This is a genomic window from Plantactinospora sp. CA-294935, from assembly GCF_050936445.1.
Classification (GTDB): domain Bacteria; phylum Actinomycetota; class Actinomycetes; order Mycobacteriales; family Micromonosporaceae; genus Plantactinospora.
Window position 1 is genome coordinate 7,912,901 of the sequence record NZ_JBNJMU010000001.1, and the last position, 21,368, is coordinate 7,934,268.

The 21,368-nt window shown below is 67.7% G+C and carries 20 protein-coding genes and 4 pseudogenes; 13 read left to right on the plus strand and 11 right to left on the minus strand.

Translation table 11 applies throughout. The features are described from left to right. Nucleotides 1-69: 69 nt before the first annotated feature. Nucleotides 70-777 (minus strand): alpha/beta hydrolase, encoded by a 708-nt coding sequence (locus tag ACQEVC_RS34740; RefSeq protein WP_432886375.1) that lies wholly within the window; start codon nt 775-777, stop codon nt 70-72. A gap of 581 nt (nt 778-1,358) precedes the next feature. On the opposite strand from ACQEVC_RS34740, the gene ACQEVC_RS34745 reads away from it, so the two are divergent. The 4 genes and pseudogenes from ACQEVC_RS34745 (at nt 1,359) to ACQEVC_RS34760 (ending at nt 4,825) form a co-directional block, all read left to right on the plus strand. Then, nucleotides 1,359-2,309: a hypothetical protein gene (locus ACQEVC_RS34745; RefSeq protein ID WP_432886378.1), complete on the plus strand. Its 951-nt coding sequence runs from the start codon at nt 1,359-1,361 to the stop codon at nt 2,307-2,309. Nucleotides 2,310-2,519: 210 nt separating this feature from the next. Beyond that, a pseudogene (locus ACQEVC_RS34750) lies at nt 2,520-2,762 on the plus strand (transposase); the annotation flags it as partial. A gap of 169 nt (nt 2,763-2,931) precedes the next feature. Further along, nucleotides 2,932-3,624, plus strand: a complete 693-nt coding sequence (locus ACQEVC_RS34755) for a hypothetical protein (RefSeq protein WP_432886381.1) — start codon at nt 2,932-2,934, stop codon at nt 3,622-3,624. Between the two features lie 80 nt (nt 3,625-3,704). Further along, a pseudogene (locus ACQEVC_RS34760) lies at nt 3,705-4,825 on the plus strand (IS630 family transposase). 29 nt (nt 4,826-4,854) lie between these two features. Here the strand turns inward: ACQEVC_RS34760 and ACQEVC_RS34765 are convergent. Further along, the gene (locus ACQEVC_RS34765) at nt 4,855-5,529 is read right to left on the minus strand and encodes a TetR/AcrR family transcriptional regulator (protein ID WP_318398389.1); all 675 of its coding nucleotides are present in this window, start codon (nt 5,527-5,529) and stop codon (nt 4,855-4,857) included. 211 nt (nt 5,530-5,740) lie between these two features. Here ACQEVC_RS34765 and ACQEVC_RS34770 point away from each other — a divergent pair, with 211 nt between their 5' ends. Both ACQEVC_RS34770 and ACQEVC_RS34775 read left to right on the plus strand, forming a co-directional pair. Continuing rightward, nucleotides 5,741-6,373: a DUF4386 family protein gene (locus tag ACQEVC_RS34770; RefSeq protein ID WP_432886385.1), complete on the plus strand. Its 633-nt coding sequence runs from the start codon at nt 5,741-5,743 to the stop codon at nt 6,371-6,373. Between the two features lie 289 nt (nt 6,374-6,662). Beyond that, nucleotides 6,663-6,902: pseudogene (locus ACQEVC_RS34775) on the plus strand (IS1634 family transposase); the annotation flags it as partial. A 223-nt stretch (nt 6,903-7,125) separates the two neighbouring features. Here the strand turns inward: ACQEVC_RS34775 and ACQEVC_RS34780 are convergent. Together ACQEVC_RS34780 and ACQEVC_RS34785 are read right to left on the minus strand one after the other, a co-directional pair. Continuing rightward, nucleotides 7,126-8,190, minus strand: coding sequence for a tyrosine-type recombinase/integrase (locus tag ACQEVC_RS34780; protein ID WP_432886388.1), 1,065 nt, complete (start codon nt 8,188-8,190; stop codon nt 7,126-7,128). Then, entirely contained in the window at nt 8,171-8,311 is a 141-nt protein-coding gene (locus ACQEVC_RS34785) for a hypothetical protein (protein WP_432886391.1), read from the minus strand. Before ACQEVC_RS34785 ends, ACQEVC_RS34780 begins: the two co-directional genes overlap by 20 nt. A 784-nt stretch (nt 8,312-9,095) precedes the next feature. Between ACQEVC_RS34785 and ACQEVC_RS34790 the strand changes: the two genes are divergently transcribed. Together ACQEVC_RS34790 and ACQEVC_RS34795 are read left to right on the plus strand one after the other, a co-directional pair. Then, nucleotides 9,096-10,169, plus strand: coding sequence for a tyrosine-type recombinase/integrase (locus ACQEVC_RS34790; protein WP_432876570.1), 1,074 nt, complete (start codon nt 9,096-9,098; stop codon nt 10,167-10,169). Further along, complete coding sequence (locus ACQEVC_RS34795) at nt 10,166-11,410, plus strand: tyrosine-type recombinase/integrase (RefSeq protein WP_432876572.1); 1,245 nt, start codon at nt 10,166-10,168, stop codon at nt 11,408-11,410. Before ACQEVC_RS34790 ends, ACQEVC_RS34795 begins: the two co-directional genes overlap by 4 nt. Before the next feature lie 48 nt (nt 11,411-11,458). Here ACQEVC_RS34795 and ACQEVC_RS34800 read toward each other — a convergent pair whose 3' ends face one another. Together ACQEVC_RS34800 and ACQEVC_RS34805 are read right to left on the minus strand one after the other, a co-directional pair. Continuing rightward, entirely contained in the window at nt 11,459-12,739 is a 1,281-nt protein-coding gene (locus tag ACQEVC_RS34800; RefSeq protein WP_432886394.1) for an IS256 family transposase, read from the minus strand. Nucleotides 12,740-12,950: 211 nt separating this feature from the next. Next, complete coding sequence (locus ACQEVC_RS34805) at nt 12,951-13,718, minus strand: TetR/AcrR family transcriptional regulator (protein WP_432886396.1); 768 nt, start codon at nt 13,716-13,718, stop codon at nt 12,951-12,953. Here ACQEVC_RS34805 and ACQEVC_RS34810 point away from each other — a divergent pair. Further along, nucleotides 13,711-14,406, plus strand: coding sequence for an O-methyltransferase (locus ACQEVC_RS34810; RefSeq protein ID WP_432886399.1), 696 nt, complete (start codon nt 13,711-13,713; stop codon nt 14,404-14,406). The two genes, ACQEVC_RS34805 and ACQEVC_RS34810, sit on opposite strands and share 8 nt — an antisense overlap. 104 nt (nt 14,407-14,510) lie before the next feature. Here the strand turns inward: ACQEVC_RS34810 and ACQEVC_RS34815 are convergent. Next, nucleotides 14,511-14,826: pseudogene (locus ACQEVC_RS34815) on the minus strand (cyclic-phosphate processing receiver domain-containing protein). 134 nt (nt 14,827-14,960) lie between these two features. On the opposite strand from ACQEVC_RS34815, the gene ACQEVC_RS34820 reads away from it, so the two are divergent. After that, nucleotides 14,961-15,734 (plus strand): hypothetical protein, encoded by a 774-nt coding sequence (locus ACQEVC_RS34820; RefSeq protein ID WP_432886401.1) that lies wholly within the window; start codon nt 14,961-14,963, stop codon nt 15,732-15,734. Nucleotides 15,735-15,857: 123 nt separating this feature from the next. On the opposite strand, the gene ACQEVC_RS34825 is transcribed toward ACQEVC_RS34820, so the two are convergent. Both ACQEVC_RS34825 and ACQEVC_RS34830 read right to left on the minus strand, forming a co-directional pair. After that, entirely contained in the window at nt 15,858-16,319 is a 462-nt protein-coding gene (locus ACQEVC_RS34825) for a nitroreductase/quinone reductase family protein (protein WP_432886403.1), read from the minus strand. Then, entirely contained in the window at nt 16,316-17,095 is a 780-nt protein-coding gene (locus ACQEVC_RS34830) for an SDR family NAD(P)-dependent oxidoreductase (protein WP_432886406.1), read from the minus strand. The genes ACQEVC_RS34825 and ACQEVC_RS34830 overlap by 4 nt, the downstream gene beginning before the upstream one ends. A 128-nt stretch (nt 17,096-17,223) precedes the next feature. On the opposite strand from ACQEVC_RS34830, the gene ACQEVC_RS34835 reads away from it, so the two are divergent. After that, nucleotides 17,224-17,862, plus strand: coding sequence for a TetR/AcrR family transcriptional regulator (locus ACQEVC_RS34835; RefSeq protein ID WP_432886409.1), 639 nt, complete (start codon nt 17,224-17,226; stop codon nt 17,860-17,862). 156 nt (nt 17,863-18,018) lie between these two features. On the opposite strand, the gene ACQEVC_RS34840 is transcribed toward ACQEVC_RS34835, so the two are convergent. Continuing rightward, a complete protein-coding gene (locus ACQEVC_RS34840) occupies nt 18,019-18,372 on the minus strand; it encodes a hypothetical protein (protein WP_432886412.1) in 354 nt (117 codons plus the stop codon). 702 nt (nt 18,373-19,074) lie between these two features. On the opposite strand from ACQEVC_RS34840, the gene ACQEVC_RS34845 reads away from it, so the two are divergent. Continuing rightward, the gene (locus ACQEVC_RS34845; RefSeq protein ID WP_432886415.1) at nt 19,075-19,608 is read left to right on the plus strand and encodes a hypothetical protein; all 534 of its coding nucleotides are present in this window, start codon (nt 19,075-19,077) and stop codon (nt 19,606-19,608) included. A gap of 218 nt (nt 19,609-19,826) precedes the next feature. Here the strand turns inward: ACQEVC_RS34845 and ACQEVC_RS34850 are convergent, their stop codons facing one another. Beyond that, on the minus strand, nt 19,827-20,339 hold the full coding sequence (locus tag ACQEVC_RS34850; protein ID WP_432886418.1) for a DUF402 domain-containing protein: 513 nt from the start codon (nt 20,337-20,339) through the stop codon (nt 19,827-19,829). A 131-nt stretch (nt 20,340-20,470) separates the two neighbouring features. Between ACQEVC_RS34850 and ACQEVC_RS34855 the strand changes: the two genes are divergently transcribed. Next, complete coding sequence (locus ACQEVC_RS34855; protein ID WP_432886421.1) at nt 20,471-21,193, plus strand: class I SAM-dependent methyltransferase; 723 nt, start codon at nt 20,471-20,473, stop codon at nt 21,191-21,193. Nucleotides 21,194-21,368 lie beyond the last annotated feature (175 nt).

Genomic DNA, 21,368 nt, shown 5'->3' on the forward strand with positions numbered 1-21,368 from the left:
AGAGTGACGGGAGCTCTGACACTGGCACGCACGGTCAGCGGCAGATCCGTGCGCTGGATCACGGCGGGTTCAGACCGAGGGCGGCCATTCTCGGGTCATCGCAGCGATGCGGTCCGCCACAGCAAGCGGGTCCACCAGCTGGTGCAGATGCCGGCCGGGGATGTGGTCGATGACCCACCCACGTTGACCCGCATCCTCAGCGACCGGCTCGTACGGTGGGCCGAACAGCAGATAGCCGCACGGCCGGTCATCCCAGCCGATCGGGGTGGGCACCAGTTCCTCGTAATAGCGCAACGGAAGCCGAGGCTGCTCGGCCGACACCGCCCTACGCGTCTGCGCGTCCGGAAACATCGGTTCGACGTCCGACTCCTCCCACCACGCCGTCCACTGCGGCAGCCGACCATCAACCGCTTTCGGACGCAGAAAGTCCAGCAACTCAGGCGGCGCGACGGGTGTGGGTCCGCGACGCGACGGCAAGGCCGCATCCACGAACAGGCAGCCAACCACCTCCCGCAAGGCTGCCTCCACGATCACCGGCACGAAAAGACCCGCGTTGCTGTGCGCCACGATCACGACGGGCTGATCCTGGGGCAGTTGGTCGATCGCTTCGCTGACCGTCTCGGCGACGGACCGCCAGTATGGCGGGCCGGTTCCCGCGACCCCGACGAGCGACGGCACGATGACGACCGCCCCCGAGCCCTCCAGTCCCCGCGCTGTCGGCGCCCATGTCAGAGGCCCGACCGACGGACTATGCACCAGAACGAACCCGGCACTCATGAACCACACCCTGCACGATCCCGGCCTCCCGTCACCACCCCGACCCTCACGCTGACCGCGAACAGACGATCGTGCCGGCAAGACGACCAGCCTCATGGTGCACGGCTTCCGCTCTTCGGCATGAGCGCGCAGCTCCACGTGGCAGCACCAGCAGCCTCGGCCGTCACGCAACGTTACTTGACATCCGGCGCGATCGGGCTGCGGTGGGGCCAGGTATCGCCGTCCTGGTGGAGTCGAGCCAAGTTCATCCGTCATAGCCACTACAACCCGTTGGCGGCACCCCGACAGCGGCGTGTCGCAATTGGCCGAGGAGCGTCGCTGGGTTGTGATGCCGTGGTGACCATCTTCTCCGCGATCACCCGGACCGACCCGTCGCCGGCGGCGCACGGAGACGGGCAGTTCAAGTTCTGGACCGGGTCTCGGGGCCGTACTGGGATCAAGTTCGCGACCTGATCGAGGATTGGTTCTCTCGCCTGTGCCCGGACGCCCAAGCCGACGTCAGGGGCCGGCTGAGGTCGAAGGACGACAGGCAGGTCCGCGGGGCGTTCTTCGAGTTGTACCTGCACGAGTGCCTGCTCCGGATGGGCTATACGGTGACGTGCCACCCGGTGCTCGAGGGGACGAGCCGCCGGCCGGATTTCCTGGCCGAGAAGGATGGACGGCCGATCTATATCGAGGCGCGCTCGGCATCCGCCAGCGACGTCTCCGTCGGCGCGACGGCGCGGGTCAACGCTGTGTACGAGTCGCTCAACAGGCTGGACAGCCCCAACTTCTTCCTCTGGATCGAGGTCGTGAGGCAAGGTCCCGGTCCGCTCCGCGCCAAGCCGCTACGCGGTCGCCTGGAGAGATGGCTAAGCGGGCTCAACCCCGACAACTACGCGCTGGGCAGGCGCCGCGACGACCTCCCTTCGCACCGCTATGAGGAGAAGACCGGGGGCGACGACGTGGGCTGGATCATCGAATTCTGGGCCATTCCTAAGTCTCCCGAGGCGCGCGACAGGGAGGGGGTTCGCCCCCTCGGGATCTACGGGGGGAAGGCGACATGGGTCCACGACGGGGACGGCATCCTCGGAGCGCTGAGCGACAAGGGCGCGGCCTACGGCCCGCTCGGCGCGCCGTTCATCGTGGCGGTCGCTTCGAGCAGCATGTCTCTGGGCGACCACGACGTGAAAAAGGCCCTCTACGGCACCGAGATGTTGCAGATCACCACCGCGACAGATGGCACAGAGTCGCACGCCTACGTCCGCGAAGCCAACGGCTACTGGTACCCGGGCGACCACTGGGAGCACCGCGCAGTGTCCGCCGTGCTCGTCGTCAAGCAACTCCACCCCGCGTTCGTCGGCAACCAGCGGCACACAATCTGGGAGCACCCGGACCCGGACCACGCGGTGGAAGCGCTGCCGCTGTGGCGCCGGTCCGTTGCCGGCGCCGACGACCGGATCGAGTTCGTCGACCCGCGGCGCACCCAAGCCGACTGGTTCGGCCTCGGCGACCCCTGGCCCGTCGGCGAGCCCTTCCCTCGTCAGGCCTGAGTAGTCGACGCTGTACTTCCGTCGAGGCGGCAGGGCAGCGCGGGGCCTTCCTGTTACCGGCCAACGACACGGTCGCCAGACTGTCCCGACGGGTTGCGTCCATGGGAGTGGTGTACGACATGCCTGGTCACGGGCGTGTCGTGGAGTAGAAGACGGCCATCGTGAAGATCCTTTGAGACGGCTAAGTCAAGATCAAAGGAGAGCACCACGATGGCCGTACCCGAGCCTACCGACCCTGCCGGCTTCCTTCGTGAGCACCTCGCGTCGGCGTCACCGGACCTGCTACGAGACATGGTGAAGACGTTCGCGGAGGCGTTGATGTCCGCCGAGGCGGACGCGATCTGCGGCGCACCGTACGGACAACGCAGCGACGAACGCGTCAACTCTCGCAACGGCTACCGGAGCCGGGAGTGGGACACCCGGGCCGGAACGATGGAGCTGGCGATCCCGAAGCCCGCCTGACCAGCATCGACACCGACGGAACCGACGACACCAACAACCCACCCATGCCCATCGCCGCATAAGATCAACACCGGATCTCCTGATGGTCGTCTTCTACACCACGACCATGGACGTGACCGTCCGACGAAGCCGGTGTTGGTCACGTCGCTAGGCTCCGCTGATGCGTCCGGAAACCGTTCTCGAACAGACCAACTGGCGAGGCTTGGCACACAGCCACGGGCCAGCCTGGCCGGAGACGCCGCGACTCCTGGCGGGGTTACTGACCGGTGACCGTGACGACGCGCGGCGGGCTCTCTCCCATCTGTGGGAGGAGTTGTTTCACCAGGGCACCATCTACGAGGCGACACCCGCGGCGGCCCGGTTCGTCGCCGTGGCGCTGGCCGACCCGCGGGTCCGGGCCCAGCCCGGCCCCACCCGCGAATACGGTGACGGACCGCTGCGTGCCGCACTGCTGCTCTGGCTGTCCCAGCTCGGATACGCGATGGGTGTCCAGTGGCGGGAATGGTTCGGCGATGACGCCGCCGGCGGCGAGAACATCGGCGGTCCGCTCCGCCCGATGCGGCCGCGACTCTACGCCGTGGTCACCGCCTGCCTCGACGATCCCGACGAGAACGTGCGCGACGCAGCCCTCATCGCCGCCGTGAACCTGGCCTCTGCACCCGAACTCACCCCGCACCGCGCCGCACTGTCTGCCCGCGTCCGAGCCACCATCGCCGCCGACCCGCACTGGTGTCACACCGAAACCGCGGTGCTCAACCTGCGTTACTGGGGTGAGCACGACCTTCTTTGGACGGAGCCCGCGGAGCTGGCCTACGAGCCGCAGCAGGGCACCTACGACGACTCCCCTTTCTAGTGCTCTGCACGGGGGTCCGCCGGGGTGGCCGCTGTCGCGATTGGATGTACGCGACATCCGATCCGACCGCTGGAGGCAAGGTGGCCGAGCCTGTCCGTGTGCGCAGGTTGACTGATCAGGAAGGCAGAGGCTGCAGCAGATCGTGCGCCGGGGCAGCACCAGTTCGGTGCGTTACCGGCGGGCGATGATGCTGCTGGCCTCGGCAGGCGGCAACCGGGTCCCGGCGATCGCCCAACTGGTCCAGGCCGACGAGGACACCGTCCGTGACGTGATCCACCGGTTCAACGAGATCGGCCTGGACTGCCTGGACCCTAAGTGGGCGGGAGGTCGTCCCCGCCTGCTCAGCCCTGACGACGAGGACTTCGTCGTCGCGACGGCCACCACCCGACCGGCCAAGCTTGGCCAGCCATTCACCCGCTGGTCCCTGCGCAAACTCGCCGCCTACCTGCGCCGAATTCACGGCAGGATGATTCGCATCGGCCGCGAGACCCTGCGTCGCCTGCTGGCCCGCCGCGGTGTGACGTTCCAGCGGGCCAAGACGTGGAAGGAGTCACCGGACCCCGACCGCGACGCCAAGCTCGACCGGATCGAGCAGGTCCTCGACCGGTTCCCGCATCGGGTCTTCGCGTTCGACGAGTTCGGGCCGCTCGGGATCCGCCCCACCGCCGGAGCGGACTGGGCCGAGCAGGGCCGCCCGCAGCGGCTGCCGGCCACCTACCGCCGCACCCACGGTGTCCGGTACTTCCACGGCTGCTACTCGGTCGGCGATGACAGGCTTTGGGGCGTCAACCGCCGCCGCAAGGGCACCGCGAACACCCTGGCCGCGCTGAAGTCGATCCGCGCCGCCCGCCCCGACGGCGCGCCGATCTACGTGATCCTGGACAACCTGTCCGCGCACAAGGGCGAGACGATCCGCCACTGGGCCAGGAAGAACCGCGTCGAGCTGTGCTTCACCCCGACCTACGCGTCCTGGGCCAACCCGATCGAGGCCCACTTCGGCCCACTGCGGCAGTTCACCATCGCCAACTCAGACCACCGCAATCACACCGCCCAGACCCGGGCACTGCACGCCTACCTGCGCTGGCGCAACGCCAACGCCCGCCACCCCGACGTCCTGGCCGCCCAACGCCGTGAACGCGCCCGCGTCCGCAGCGAGAAGGGCATCCGCTGGGGCGGACGTCCACTCACCGCAGCGGCCTGACCAACCGGCGAACGTATGCGGCCAGAGCACTAGGCGGAGGCTCTCAGGGGCTCGAGGGCGGCCAGGACGAGGTCGAGGCCGAAGGTGAACTCCTCCGCCGGGTCGTAGCCGGCAGCGACGAGCGCCGCGGCCGACTCGTTGAGGTAGGGGAACTCCTCAGGAGGAAGCTGGGGCAGGAAGACGTCCTCGGTCATGTCCGCGAGCTCGTCGGCGGTGTCGAACGGTAGGCTGGCTTCCTGCAGGGCGAACCCGTAGACGTAGCTGTCGAGCAACCAGTTGGCGTGCGTCGCCATCACGACCGAGAAGCCGGCCCTGCGCAGGCAGGCGGTGACCGCTTCGCGGTGGCGCAGGTTCGCGGGCCCCGGCGATGTCCGCGACTCCATCAGGCCGATCGCCCACGGGTGGCGTGCGAGAACCTGCCGGGCGGATGCCGACCGCCGTCGCATCGCCGACTGCCAGTCGGTCTGCTCGGGCGGGAGCTCGATCTCCTCGAACACTACGTCGATCATGGCGTCCAGCAGCTCTTCCTTGCTGGCCACGTAGTGGTAGAGCGACATCGCGCCCGCGCCGAGGACGCCGGCCAGCCGGCGCATGCTCAGCCCGTCGACCCCCTCGCGGTCGGCGAGCCGGATCGCCTCGACCACCACCCGCTGCTTGCTCAGCCCCGCGTCCGACGCGACCTGGCGTTGCTCCCTGGTGGCCACAGGTCTCCTCGCTCCCTCGCACGGCTTGACAATCGTACGTCGTACGCCCATAGTACGGCGTACGACGTACGGTGTACGAGCCATCATGGACCAGCTTAGGAAGCCGGAGAAGCCTCGAATGAGTGCGGCAGCGACAACGACGGGTACCACCCCGACCCGAGCGCTCCGAGAGCGGGTCGTCGGCGCGACGGCGATCGCGTTGACAGCGTCGGTGGCGATCCAGAACGCGGTGGTGGTCTGGGCCGGAGCGCCCGCCTACGGGGACCCGATCAAGGAGGTGCTCGCATTCCACGCAGAGAACCGGTTCGCGGTCGCGATCGCGGTCGGCCTGGAGGCGCTGAACCTGCCGCTGTTGCTGGGGTTCGTGACCGGTCTCCACGGGCTCGTCGGGCGCCGCGGGGGTGTGGGCGCGGACTGGTCGCGCCTCGCGGTCGCCGCGGGCGCGACTCTCTCGGCGGTCTTCGCGCTCTACGCCGTTCTGTGGAACGGAGTCGTGCTGTCCGCCGGCGAGCTCGCTGAGCCGAGCCCGGCGTTCGAGCTCGCCTGGCAGCTGCATGCAGCAGCGTTCGCGCTGGCACTGCCGGCGCTCGGCACCACCTTCATCGGCGCTGCGCTGGCGGCGCATACGAGCGGGCTGACGCCGCGGTGGCAGCGTCTGCTCGGAGTGGCCGGGGGAGGCCTGCTGCTCGCCGCCGGGGCGGCCAACCTCGCGATCGCGGACGGCTCGGCGTTCCTGTTCGTGGGGATGCCCGGCTACGCCGCCTGGCTCGTGTGGCTGCTCGCGACCGGCGTACGGCTGATGCGCGCTCGAACAGCCGACCGTCCCGACAACGCGTCGGCCTAGGACGAGGAGGAACGAAGGCCCTGTCACACCCGGATGTTCATGCCCGCAAGCAGTTCGCAGAGTCAACGCGGACCCCGGACCCGGCCGCCCTGCGCCCGGTTCTCGAAGGTGAGATCGGGGAAACTGCCGGATTTCCCGGGCGTGATGGAGCATCGACACAGTCGCCTAGCCGGGGCGCCCGAGCCGGCGCGAGTCTGCGGAGTGCCCTGCCCGCCTGGCTCGTCCCTGGCCACCGGCCGATGTCCACCGCGTTGGCCCCTTGCGTGCTGAGTACCCCGTCGAGCCCCCACGGCCGATCTACCACCACAGCCGCGAGTCGATCGAAGCACACCCGACCATCGTGTTCGCAGCCCTGGCCGTGTCCCGCTGGATCGAGAACACCACCGGCTGGAGCATCAAACGCTTCGTCACCACCACCCGCCGCTACCGGACGATCGAGGTCCAGGCAGGGCCGCACACCATCACCGCCGCCGACCCTATCCCCGACCACCTCCGCGCCGCACTCGACGCGATCCGCGGCACGCACTAAATGAGCCAAGTCGGGTCACCGGGCAAGTGGTGTCCGTCAACGACTACCGATCCGGGCATCGCACGGCCAGGGTGCGCCGTACCGACACCGAGGACACCTTCACGCAGTCGTGGGGCGAGGGCTGGTCGGCCTGTCAGGGATGCGCCGACCTGATCGAGGCCCGCGACCTCTACGGGCTGATCCGCCGCGTAACGGACGTACCTCACCGGAGCGTGCTGCCTCTTCAACCCTCTTGGTCATCGCCGGCGGTCATGACCCGGGACGCGCGGCCAACAGCGGCAGCCAATGGGTGTGGTTGGCCGGTCATGGCGGCGAGTGCGGTGGCGACGGCCTGTAGGTCGGCTTTGATGTATGTGGTGGTGGCTGGGCCGGTGGAGTCGGTGTGTCCGGCGTAGGCGCGGGCGATGCCGTAGCCGTAGTGGCGTTCGACCCAGGTCAGGGTGGTGTGGCGTAGCCAGTGGGTGGAGATGCCTTGGGTGGCCACCCACGGCAGCTGTTCGCCGATGCGTTTCCATAGGTGGTCGTAGCGGCGGCTGGTGATCGGCCGGCCGTTGCGGTAGCGCAGCAGCCGGTCGGTGGGCAGTACCGCGCCACGGGCGCGGGCGTGTTCGTCGAGGTGGGCGGCCAGGTCGAGGGTGATCGGTTGCCAGCGCAGGGTGGCGCCCTTCTCGGTCAGTCGCACCAGCCCGCGGTCGGTGTTCAGGTCGGTCAGCCGTAGCCCGAGTGCGCCGCCACGGCGGCAGGCGGTCTCGGTATGCAGACGTAGTAGCAGGGCGTCGAGGATGACGTCGTTGCCGCTGGTGCGAGCAGCGAGGTTGATCTCTTCGAGTTCGTCGGGGGTCAGGGCACGGCGGGTGCTCGGTAGTCGGCGGGGCTTGACCACCCGGTGGGCGGGGCTGGCGGCGGCGTCGATGAGCCCGTCGGCGATGGCCCGGTTGTAGATGGCGCGTGCGGCGGCGATGACGAGTTCGCCGGCGTGGCGGCCGCTGCGGCTGTTGCGTCGTGACCGGGCGGTGGCCGCGGCCTGTTGCTGCATTGCCTCGATGTCGCTGGCTGCGACCGTGTCCAGGGGACGGTCGCCCCATGCGGCGGCCATTCGGTGCCAGTAGGTGCCATACGTGCGGCGGGTGCCCGGCCCGGCCGCGGCGACGACTTGGGGCAGGTACTCGGCCAGTGTCGGCAGGCCCGGACCAGGTTCGGCCTGCAGATCGGCGACGGTGACGCCCAGATGGGCCAGCATCTGCCGCGCAGTAGCGACGCGGGCGGGATCAGCCGACACGACGACCACCGATCGCCTGGGCGTGGAGGTCGGTCAGCAGCCGTGTGACGGTACTGGCCGGATGGATCACCAGCAGATCGTGGGCGACCAGAGCGGCGAGCAGCAGTGGCTGCCCGGCAGGATCGCGCACATCTGCCGTGCGCTGGCTGGTAACGGCAGTTCCCCTCGGCTGCCCACCGCGTGTTGTCCGGCTGGCGCTGACGCGATCACCAGCATTCCGCCGTGCGGATGGATGTCGATGCGGTGGCCCGTCGGCCAGCGCAGCGCCCCCAGCGGGCTGCGTTCGGTCACTCGACCGGATCGGTCCGGACGCGCCATGCCGATCACGACCTCGTCCGGTGCGGCGGTCGCTGGCGGACGTGGTGCGGATAGCGCCGGCATCGGCGCCGGACCGGGTCGCGGTCTGTCGGGAAGCGGGGTCGGAATGAGCACGCCGATGAGTCGCTCGCGGTCGCGGCGGCGGGTTGGTGTCATGACCGGTCCAACCGCGGAAGCTTCGCAACGCGCCGACGGCGACGCACAACCCGCCGACGCCCAGGATCATGTGTTATCGCAGGTATGCAGGGCAGATACCAGTACAGGATAGAATCTGGTTCATGCCTGGTGGAACTCCACCAAAACTGGTGTCCGAGGGGGGAGCTGAACCCCCACAGTCCGTACGCATGCGCACTCGGAGTGCGCATGCGCTGATACTACAGCTTACCGAAGTCGCGGTCGTCCTCGGGCTCTCCATTGTGCTCGGCAGCCCGGCTCCCATACGCCTGCAGGCCGACCGCCAGCTCCGATTGGTAACGTTGCGTAACGATCGGCTATCCGCTGGCGGGCGACCCAGCGTCCGCTTCTGCTTGATATGCAGGTAATCGTCGTTGACCCATTGCCGGTGTTGGTGGTGGGTTCGATGGAGAGGTTCCTGCATGTCCGTCTGGGTCGATCTTGTGCTGAGGCGGTCGAGGACCGCGGCTGGTGATCTTGTTGTCCGGTTCGGCATGCCGTTGCTGGACGCCTATCTGGAGTTCCTGTCGGTGCGGTCGCGGCCGAACACTGTGGTCGCGGTCGCGTATGACCTGAAGGTGTTCTTCACCGTGGTCGGTAAGGCGCCGGGTCGGGTCGTCGCGGCCGACGTTCTGGCGTTCGTAACCGCGCAGTATGCCGGCGGCCCGGCACGGCGGTTGCAGGCCGCCGGTGACGGCGCTGGCGTGTCGGCCCGGACGGTCCGGCGGCGGCTGTCAAGCGTGTCCGGGTTGTTCGCGTTCCTGCAGGCCCGCGGTGATGTCGAGGCGAACCCGGTGCCCCGAGGCCTGCCGACACGCCGCGAACGGCAGCGACCCCGTCAGGGCGTGCCGCTGGTACGCACGCCACGCACCCTGCCGCGGATTCTGTCTCCGGTTCAGGTGGATGCGCTGCTGGCGGCGTTGCGCACGCATCGGGACCGGGCCATGTGTGAGGCGATGGTGCTGGGTGGACTGCGCCGCTGTGAGGTCCTCGGTCTACGGCTGGACGATCTGCAGGTCGCTGCCCGGCGGGTGTTCATCGCCGAGGGCAAGGGCGGCCATCAGCGGCAGATCCCGGTCTCCGGCCGGTTCTTCACCTCCGTGGCCGCCTACCTGCACCACGAACGCCCGCCCGGCATCGCCACCGACCGGCTGTTCGTGGTGCTGAAAGGCCCTCGCCGGGGCCGGCCACTGTCACCGGCTGGGCTGGATCAGATCCTGGACTCGGCCCGGCAGCGGGCCGGGCTGGACACGGTGACCTGCCATCAGCTGCGGCACACCTGCCTGACCCGGCTGCGGGAGGCCGGGATGGCCTTGGAGGCGGTCCAGGCCCAGGCCGGGCACGCCTCGATCGAGTCCACCCGCATCTACCTGCACCTGGCCGACGACTGGCTGGCCTCGCAATACCGGCGGGCCGCCGAGGTGATCGACGCGCAACTGTTCTCCGGAAAACCGTTGCCCCGCAACGGCGTCAGCCTGATCGAGGGGGGACGGTGAGCAGCCCTCGGCAGCTCCCCGGCTGGGACCAGCTCGCCACCGAGATCCCTGACATGGTGACACCGATGCGCCGCTACCTCGACCAACTGACCTGCATCCTGCGGCCGGGCAGCGTGAAAAGCGCCGACCTGGCCCTGCGATCCTTGGCCGCGTTCCTGGTCGAGCAGGCACCCGAGGTCCGCCACGTCGCCGACATCCACCGCCGGCACATCGAGGGCTTCCGCACCTGGCTCACCGCCAGAACCGGCTACCGCACCGACAAGCTCACCCCGGCGACCCTCGCGCACCGGCTCGGCACCCTGCGCATCTTCTTCGTCCGCATCAGCGACTGGGACTGGCCCGAAGCTCCCGCCCGGATCCCGATCATCCCCGCCGACCTGCCGCGACAGGACCACCCCCTGCCAAAGGCCCTCGACGACGCGTCCGCGGCGAAACTGCTACGAGCCGCCCAAACCCAGCCCCGCGTGCTCACCCGTGTCGTGGTCGAAGTGCTGCTGCGCACCGGGCTACGCGTCGGCGAGTTCACCGCCCTGCAAGCCGACGCGATCGTGCTCATCGGCGCCGCGCACTGGCTGCACGTCCCGGTCGGCAAACTCCACGAGGACCGCTACCTGCCCCTGCATCCGCACCTGGTCACCCTGATCGGTGACTACCGCAACGTCCACGTCCACGCCGACAACCCGCTACTGCTGCCCCGCGAGAACGGCCGCCCGCTCGACCGGCACACCGTCACCCGGCTGATCAACAAAGCCGGCACCGCAGCCGGTCTCACCCACATCCACCCGCACCAACTCCGGCACACTCTGGCCACCCAGGCCATCAACCGCGGCATGACCCTCGAAGCCATCGCCGCCCTCCTCGGACACCGCAGCCTCGACATGACCCTGCGCTACGCCAAAATCGCCAACCGCACCGTCGCCGACGAATACTTCGCCGTCACCGAAAAGGTCGAATCCCTTTACCAGCAAGGAAAACCCCTACCCGCCGACACCATCGGGCCCCGCATGGCCCAACTTCGCCGCGAACACCACCGCCTGCTCGGCAACGGCTACTGCACCCGCCCACCCGAACTCGACTGCGCCTTCGAAGCCATCTGCGAGACCTGCACCTTCTTCCAAACCAGCATCGAGTTCCGGCCCACCCTGCAACGCCAGCACGACCACGCCGCCGCCAACAACCAGACCCACCGCGCCGACCTGTTCACCCGGCTCCTCGATGGCCTCGACCAACAAGCATCATGATCAACTTGACAGGGTCCGTAACGCGAACGGTGGTTTCGGCATCTTTGGTTAGTAGGTCTCGGCGTCCGGCCAGCGGTCACCGAATGTGATGGCGAAGGCGTTGATTACTGGCTTCCAGCGCATCGTCCATCGGGTGCGACCGGTCCCGGTGGGGTCCAGGCTACGGGTCACAAGGTACAGGCACTTCAACGCGGCCTGCTCGGTCGGGAAGTGCCCGCGCGCGCGAACCGCTCGACGGTAGCGGGCGTTCAGCGATTCGATGGCGTTGGTCGAACAGAGCACCCTCCTGATTTCGGTGTCGTAGTCGAGGAACGGAATGAACTCGTTCCACGCGTTCCGCCAGAGCCGGATCATCGCCCGGTACTTACTGCCCCATTTCTCCTCCAGGTCGTCCAGGGCTGCCAGGGCGGCGTCGGCGTTCGGTGCGGTGTAGATCGGATTGATGTCCCGCTTGATCGCGTCGGCGTCGGCGCGGGACGTCAGCCGAAACGTGTTGCGAACCAGGTGAATAATGCATGTTTGCACGATCGCCTGCGGCCACACTGCCTCGATCGTGTCGGGCAGTCCTTTCAGCCCGTCGCAGACGACGAAGAACACATCTCGTATGCCGCGGTTCTTCAGATCGACCAGGACACTCATCCAGAACTTCGCACCCTCGCCGCCCGTGCCGGCCCACAGGCCCAGGACGTCCTTGCGGCCGTCCACAGTGACCCCGATGGCCGCGTAGACCGGCCGGTTGGCGACCTGGCCGTCTCGAACCTTGACCACGATGGCGTCGATGAACACCGCAACGTACACCGCGTCCAGAGGCCGTGCCGACCATTCGGTCATTTCGGCGACGACCTTGTCGGTGATCCGGGAGATTGTCTCTTTCGACACCGACGCGCCGTAAATCTCCGCGAAATGCGCGGAGATCTCGCCGGTCGTCATGCCTTTCGCGTACAGCGACAGCACGATCTCGTCGACTTCGGTGAGCCGGCGCTGCCGTTTCTTGACGATCCGTGGCTCGAACGTTCCTTCCCGATCCCGGGGCACATCAATCCGCACCTCGCCGGCAGCGTCCGAGAGCACCGTCTTGCCTCGGCTGCCGTTACGCACATTCGTCGACTCGCGTCCCGGCTCGGCCTTGTTCTTCTCATGACCGAGGTGCTCGGTCATCTCCTCGTTCAGCGCCGTCTCGAGAACATTCTTAGTAAACAGCTTCAACAACCCGTTCGGGCCGGTCAGCTCCAACCCCCGCGCCTTGGCCTCGGCCACCATCGCCGCCGCAGCGGCCTGCTCCGGCGTCAACCGCCGCCCCGGATCATCGACCTTCTTCTGTGGACTCACAACGTCCGATGTCATCACTCACAGTGCCCATCCCGCCGGACCTCAGCCCGGCGTGTCGGGCCGAAAACACCGCCCGCGGCACAGTCCCACTTGACAAGGATTACCTGCATAATGTCGAGATGGGGATGCTTCCGGTGAGTGGCGCGGGGTGGGTTGTTTGCCGTCGCGGTCGCCGGATGAGACTGACCGGTCGGTTTGGCCGCCGTGCTGGTCAGTGTTCGAGTGACCCCGGACGATCGTGCTGGATGAGGAACTGATGGACGAGACCGTCGGTGAACTCACGGGGCACGGGTTGCCCGGTGACCAGGACCCGGTACTGGATGGGGCCGAGGAGTTGGTCGAGTGCCAGATCCAGATTGGTGTCGGGGGGTAGTTGGCCACGCTGGACGGCTCGCAGCAGGGGGAGACGATCACGGGCGCGCTGCTGGCTAAGGTGGTCGGTGCGTAGCCGGGTTGCCAGATCCGGGTCGTGTTGGGCCTGCCCGACGAGTGCACGGAACACGGCACCGGCGTCGGAGCGGGTCAGGAAATCGGCCAGCCTGCTCAGGTGGGTACGCAGGTCGAGGCCCAGATCGCCGTGGTCGGGTGGGGTCAGATGCTGCGCCATGTCGTCGGTGAAGGCATCCATCAGGATGTCCACCTTGGACGACCACCACCGGTAGATGGTCTGCTTGGCGACTCCGGCTCGTGCGGCGATGCCCTCGATCGTCACCCCCGCGAACCCGCGTTCGACCAGCAGATCGTCGGCGGCTTCCAGGACGGCTTGCCGGGCTTGTTCGCTGCGTCCGTACCGGTTTCCGTGATGCGCGGCCCGGCCAACGACCGCATCACCGTCGGCCGACGGGTCGACGGTCGGCACCGCGGTGTTGCCGGTTGTGTGTCGCGGGTCGCGTCGCACGGATTGCCCTCCTTCGCCGAGCGAGCATACCCAACCGTAGACAAGACGAAACGTGGCGTCTACCGTAACGATGGTGTCCACAACACTGCAGAGTCCATCAGTCCGTGCCGTGCTCGACCGGCTGTTCGCCACCGCCGCGCACGATGACGACCGACCACCACCGCCGCTCTCCGGCTCGCCCACCTCGGCCACCGCCCTGCAGCGCGCCGACGCGTTGCAGGACTTCTACCTGCCGATCTCCGCGCAGGGCGGCGATCTGCTCTACGCGCTGGTTCGCGCCAGCCGGCCGACGACCGTCGTGGAGTTCGGTACGTCGTTCGGGATCTCCACCCTGTACCTCGCCGCGGCGGTCGCCGACAACGGCACCGGCCGGGTGTTCGGCACCGAGTTGAACCAAGCCAAGCTCACCGCCGCGCGGGCCAACCTCGACGAGGCCGGCCTCGCCGACCGGGTGACCATCCTGCCCGGTGACGCCCTGGACACCCTTGCCGACATCCCCGGACCCATCGGTCTGGTGCTGCTGGACGGCTGGAAGGATCTGTGCCTGCCGGTACTTCGGTCGCTCGAACCGCGGCTCGCCTCCGGCGCACTCGTCGTGGCCGACGACATCAACCTCCCCGCCATGGCCGACTACCTCAACTACGTTCGCGACCCGACCAACGGCTACATCAGCGTCGCCTTCCCCGTGGAGGACGGTCTGGAGATCAGCTGCCGGGCTAGCGACACCACACAGACAACCGGCCCGCCCGTGCACGCTCGCCAACCATGAGCGGGATTCAACCCGGATCTCTAACTCCAGGACACCGAGCACCCTGTCATGCCGCGAATCGCGCGGCTCGCCAGGACCCGTCTTGCTCTACCGTTGACCACCGGTTACCCCGAAGTTGCGGGGCCCCTTTCGAGATAACCGACGTTTGTCGAGCCGGAGGCGACGTGGACCCGGTAGCCCCAGTGCCGCAGTACCTGGGCGATCCTCGTAGGCGGCCCGTTCCAACACCTCCACGACCGGCCAGATCGTGTCGTCCCCACCCAGGTCATGGTCCAGCCACAACTCGTCCAACCGGCGATCTCGGTACCGGTCGAGGAGCGCGACCCCGGCGGCACTGGTACGGGCCACCTCCGCGCTGCGCCCATCAACGAAGGAGCGGAGATCGTCTACCAGAACCGCCCTGGTCTCGCTGGCACCCATGAGCTGATGATGCCTGGAGTCGCCGTGATCCGGCGTCCGGATCTCCCCGGAGGCGGCACCGTCTGGTCCCGACGCGACACACCGCCGGGACGTCTACGCTTCACCGCGTGCCGGTGGGGTTTGGAGTGAGTCTCGTGGTCCGCGACCAGACGATGGACCCGACTGGGATGCTGGCGACGCTGGCCGCGGACCTCGACGCCAACGGGATCGAGGTTCTTCGAGTCGACAACGTCGTTCGCTTCACCGCAGACGAGCTGCGCGACCTGTCAGTCCTGGCAGCGCCGCTGGCCGCGTGGTGGCAGCAGCAGCACGAACCATCGACGGCCGGTGAGGTAGCGCTGCGGTTCGTCGGGCCGAGCGGCGTCACCGAAATGACCTACAGCAGGCCCGACCTGGCCGTTGAGTACGTCCGGCACACGATCGAAGTCGAACGCGGCGAGCCCTACGCGCCCGGTGCGGCTCCCGGTCCGATGCGTCGACTCACGGCACGGCTGATACGTCGGAGCCGGACCGGCTTCACCGCCTCGGAGCTGTCGATCCACGACGAGGGCGACATCCTGCGCATAGCCCTGGCGCGACGCGAACTCGACGATCGACCCCGCAGCATGCAGTTCCAGGCATTCAACCCGGAGCATGACGACTACGACCCCGGCGACGACAACGGCTACTGCCTCGTCAACGACGGCGTACCGGTTTACGGCGCGTTGATCGCGCTCCGGCTGACCCGTAGCACCCTGAGCCTGCGGCTGACCCGTGAAGCCGCACGAGCATGGCGAGCCCGCTCAACGACCCTCACGATCAGGCTCCACCTCACAGACCAGGAGATCGAACAACCGCGCCGGCAGCTACAACGCCTCTTCTCCTCCCGAAACGCCCAGCCTCCCGCTCCCACACTCCACCTCGGATAACCGATCGCACGATCGGCGCAGCCTGTGCCGCGATCCCCACCGCTGACGCAAGGCCACCTGCCCGGATCTGCCGATGAGCGGACGCTGTGTCGGATGATCGTCTGTGTGTCCACTTGATCACTTTCAGTCGAAGTCGATTCGCATCAGCCTGCTGGCGGCCCAGTCCTCCAATCGGGTCGGCCTGATGGTGCCAGGGTCGTGAGGCTGGTTGAGGTCGTCGACGATGGCCGCGATCACCGCGGCCCGTTCCGTGGAATCGGTGACGGTGGTCGCGTGCGCCGGCAGGTCCGCTCTGATGCCATTCTTGAGGTGGAAGGTGAAAGCGGGGTTGGCTCGTAAGTTCGCGTACCAGCTGGTCGCGCCTCCGCCCGCTCCGCTGCAAAGATAGGTTGCGCCGTTGGCGCGGTAGAAGAAGATCTCAATGCGGCGGGGTCGTCCGGTACGCCGCCCGGTGGTGGTGATGTCCACGATTCGTTCGCGGGTTCCGGCCGCAGGCGTGATCTCGATGGCGCGCCGGATCTCGTGCGGCAGGTGCGCCAGCGGGTCAAGCGCGCGGCGCTCACCATGCTGGTCTGCGGGGTTCATGCGGCTTCCTTCTGTAAGGCGGGGCCGAGGAGCAGCCCTCCGTCGATGACATACTCGGCGCCGGTGATGAAGGCCGCGTGCGGCGAGATGAGGAACAACAGCAGCGCAGTGATGTCGGCGGGCTGCCCGAGTCGCGGGACGGCGAACGGCTCGGGCGAGTAGAAGTCGGCGATCGGGGCGTGGCTGCCGGCCGCCGGCTCGGTGATGAACGGGGTGGCGACAACGCCGGGGTGGATGGCATTGACGCGGATGTTGTCGCGGCCCAACTCAAGGGCAGCGGTCTGAGTGAGCCCTCGGACCGCCCACTTGCTGGCGACATAGGGCGAGTAGAAGGCAGTACCGCCGATGCCCATGGTGGAGGCGATGTTGACGATTGCTCCTCCGCCCGCGCGCCGCAGCGCCGGTGCGGCCGTCTTAATGCCGAGGAAGGTGCCGGTGAGATTGATGTCGAGGATGCGAGCCCACGTAGCCCGGTGGGTGGACTCGATGAGGGCCGGCGGGTTCTGCACCCCGGCGTTGTTGACCAGGACGGTGAGCGCACCGAAGGCCTTCTCGGTCTCCGCGATGGCGGCGGCCCACGACTCCTCCTGGGAGACGTCGAGGTGGACGAAACGCGCCCCGCCTCCCAGCTCGGCAGCGAGGCCGGCGCCGCGCTCGGCATCGATGTCGCCGATGACGACGTTGGCGCCTTCGGCGTGCAAGGCGCGAACGTGGCTGGCTCCCTGCCCACCGGTGCCGCCGGTCACGAGTACGGTCTGATTGGCGAAGCGGGGCATCTGATCCTCCGAGTGCGAGCGAGAGACGACAACCCGTAGGGCCGGGTGGTGAGTCAGGCGACTCACCTTGCCGAAGCTACGCTCCGGCGAGTGGTGAGTCAACCCACTCGCCTCGCTATGATGGGCGCATGACCCCAGCGCCATCGGCCTATCACCAGCGCGTGGCGCAGGAGAAGCGTGCGCTCATCGTGCAGGCCGCTACTGAGCTTTTCCTCGAGTTGGGCTACGACCGGGCATCACTAGCGCGTGTTGCCGAGAGCGCCGGGGTGTCGAAAGCGACGCTGTTCAAGCAGTTTCCGACCAAGGCGGCATTGTTCGATGCCATCGTCATCGACTCGTGGGCCGAGAACGACGTCGCAGACGTGCCGCCCGCCGGTGACCTGACGGCCGGCCTGACGGTGCTCGGCCGGCGCTACGCGACGCTGTTGAGCCAGCCGGAGATGACGGACCTGTTCCGCATCGTCATCGCCGAACTGCCACGCTTTCCCGAACTGGCCAAGGTGCATTTCTCACGCGGCAAACTGCCATACTTCGAGTCCGTCCGGATCTACCTCATGACCGAGCGCGACGCGGGGGCCGCGGACATCGCTGATCCGGAGATGGCCGCTACGCAGTTCCTCGGGATGATCTCCAACTACCTGTTCTGGCCGAGTCTGGTGCTCCCGGACTGGACGGTGACCCCTGCCCGCACGACCTCGGTTGTGGACGAAGCCGTCCGCACCATGGTTGCGCGGTATGGCACCGATGTTGACCGTCCGGGCCCGTGAGTTCGTTACCGCATCTGCCGCCGACCGTGCGCACCACCCTCAGCCGGAGCGGTTACGCTTCGTGACCCGCGTCGTTGACCGTGCACATCCGGAACTGCCGATGTGGGGATGTCCTGTCTGGTTGGCTCGGCGGCGTTCCGACACGAGCGGTAGGACTCAGGCTTTGGGCGCCACCCGGACGACGCTCGCTCCCATCACGCTTCCGCCGCCCTGACGTACGGAGGTGATCAGATTGTAGTAACCAGGCAGCGCGTCCGCAGCGATTGAGATGACACTGACGGGGCGTTCGTCTGCCGCGCCGGATGGCCGCACCAGCGGAGCCTCGCCGGATGGCCGCACCAGCGGAGCCTCGAACGTTACTTCTCCCGAAGCGGGCTGAGCCTTGCCCCTCGCGGCGCTCTTCAGGTCACCGACACCCATATAGGGGCCGGTCAGACGCGCGGCCAGTTCGACCTGCGAGGGTTTCGCGGCGGGGTCGTTCCCCGGCTTGACGATCCAGTGAACCGTCACGTGCTGGCCAGGCTGGTAGACCGTGTCGACGTCCTTGCTATCGCAACACGTGTACGTCGTTGGGGTGCTTGCCGTGGTTGTCGACGGCCCGAGGCCACAACCCGATAAGACTGGTGGAACCAGGCAGGCAACAACCACCAGCCGCCACGCTCTCATGAGCATGATCGTAGCCCCACGAACTCAACAGACTCGCATACCTCGTGTCTCCCATGGTCCACAGCAGGCCCGGCAGACAACACTGCACGACCGGCAGGCCTCGACCGCATGACCGGATTTGCCGCGCTCCGCGCGTCCGCGCCGTTGCAGTTGCAGTTGCAGTTGCAGTTGAACGGTCGGGACCGGGCCAAACCGTTTCGGGAGCCCGCTCATTGTGAGCGGGCTCACGGAGCCTGGCCCGGCTCGAACGGTGCTGCCACCCCTGGGTTCAGTGACGCGCGGTACCGGCGCCGCGCGTTGGGAAGGCCGGCCTCCAAGCGTAGTGCGCCCTCGGCTCAAGGGGTGTCCGACTCTGCTGCTCTCGATGCGCGCCGCCCAGGCTGGGACCATCATGTCCGGTGGCCGGCGCTTCCGGTACACCAACCGTGCCGGGCCGAGCATCCGCGCATAGCCCCAAGGAATGCGCGCGCCACCCAGCCGGAAGCCGTCATAGACCCGAGACCGGACCGTGGTCGTAGATCAACACAATCCTGCGACCGTCGGAGCATGGCCGTTCAAGCGCCGACGATCGCGCAGCGGACCTCCGCTTCGCTGACCACCGCCCTGCTGCTCCTGACCGGACTGACCTCCTGCACACCCGAGATCAAAGCCATCACCGGCCTAACTGTGGACACTGACGGACGGCCGCTCGCGGCTCTGGCTTGGTGCGCGGACCAGCCGCCGGACGTTATAAGTCTCCGTGCCGAGAAAGACCTGGCTTCGCCCTCCCCGTCCGGGCCGACGCCGTCCGCGAACTGGCCGGAGTGGCGGTACGACGTGCAGCGCGACGCGACCTCACCGGCCACCGTGCACCTGACGGGCTTCCCACCCGAACCGACCCCTGACCCGCACGCAGTCTTCCAAATACGCGGAGTCACCAGCAACAACAGCTTCACCTCCCACTCGGTGACCTTCCGGCTCCCTGAACTGTCCGGCCTGCAACCCGGATCGATCCTGATCACCACCATCGAGACCAACGAAGAGGTACAGAAGAGCATCTCCCTCGACGAGTTCGCGCGCCTGGCAAGGGACGAATGCTGAACTCCTGCACCGGGCTGCAACACGGCTATACCCCTCGTGGCCATCGATTTACATGAGCGGAATGGCCGTGACGCCTGTCTTCCTCGCCCCGTGATCACGCGCGCGGATCTGCCGCCGTCCGTGCGCGCCACCAGCAGGCCGAGCCATCACGCTTCCTGACCGGCGTCCATTTGCTGACGGAAGGGCAGCACTGGCGATGAGCGCGGGGCGCCCAGTCCTCACGCCTGTTGAGAGAACAGCTGCCAACCGCGCTCCTGCCAGGGCTCGTCCCTGCGCCGGAGTGCCCCAGCACGGTCCTCCGCCGTGGACTGTGCGACCTTTGCCTCATCTGCGCTCATCCAGCCATCGCGGCACGCCTGCTCGTACTCATCCCAGTCTTCGATCTCGACACGCGAATCCCGCTCGTGCAGCACCGGATCGAGTTCGAGATCGACATACCGCCAGCCCGCTTCGGTAACCTCCGGCGGGAGGCACACGTCGATTTCAAGCCGTCGATCAGCAGGATCGTCAACCCACCACGCCACCCACGGACGGCCCGCCGCGAGCAACACCACGACGGGTAGCGAAAGAACGCCACTGTCATGCGGAGCACCCCATGGCGAACCGGCTACGCCCCGCAGCCACGTCCCGTCCCGGTCTCGAAGGACCAGCTGAAGATCAAACCAAAAGACGCCTCCAGGGCGTTTCACTTTGGACAGACGTACGCTTGCGCCGTTTTGATTCGCGTCCATGGGAGCACTCTAGGAACAAGCGGAGTACGCCGGGCTGCGCCGGCATCCATCAACCCCACGACGGCTTGGCCAGGTGGCCACATCTGCCGCTGCTCGCGCAAACGAAATCGGAGGCAGCAAATCGTGACCGAGTGGACCAACGACAGGGCCATCCAACGCTGGGCAGCGATGCCCCGCTCGGTGTTGGAGCAGACAGCACTCGACGGCGACTTCGCCAAACGTCACCTGATCAACCCCGTCCTGCTGCGCATGCTCGGCGACCTGACCGGGCGGCGGGTGCTCGACGCCGGCTGCGGCAACGGCTACCTCAGCCGGACCTCGCCGGACGGGGCGCCACCGTCGTCGGCGTCGAACCCGGCCCGTCGCTGTTCGACTTCGCCATTGAGCAGGAAAGCATCGCACCGCGAGGCATCCGGTACGTCCATGCCGACCTGTGCGACCTGCCGGACCTCGGCGGGCCGTTCGATGCCGTGGTCGCCAGCATGGTCCTACCCGCCATCCCGGACTGGACCGGCGCGATGCGCGCCTGCGTACACGCGCTCAAGCCGGGCGGACTGTTCCTGTTCACCGTCAACCACCCCTGCTACGAACAGCTGCGGCCCACCTGGCGCGAACATGGCGAGTACCGCACCCACCGCTACCTCACCGAGCACGAGATCCCCGGCCCCAACGGCGTCGACTTCCACCGCACCCTCTCCACCTACCTCAACCAACTCACCAGCCTTGGCTGCCAGCTAACCGAACTGGCAGAACCCGGACTCGACCCCGACGCCGCCGTCGACGGCCCCGACGGCATCGACGCCTACGTCCACCTACCGAACTTCCTCATCGTCGCCGCCCAGCGAACCACCTGAAAACAATCCTGCCGCCACCGGCCGACGGGCAGGAAAGGCAGCCCATGCCGGAGGCGTCGCCTCTGCGCGCCACGGGGTGTGACCGTCGGCCTGGCAGAGCGTCCGTATCTGCCGCCAACCGTGTGCCATCATGAGCCAGGGCCGTCACGCTTCGTGGCGTACCCTCCGTGCCGGC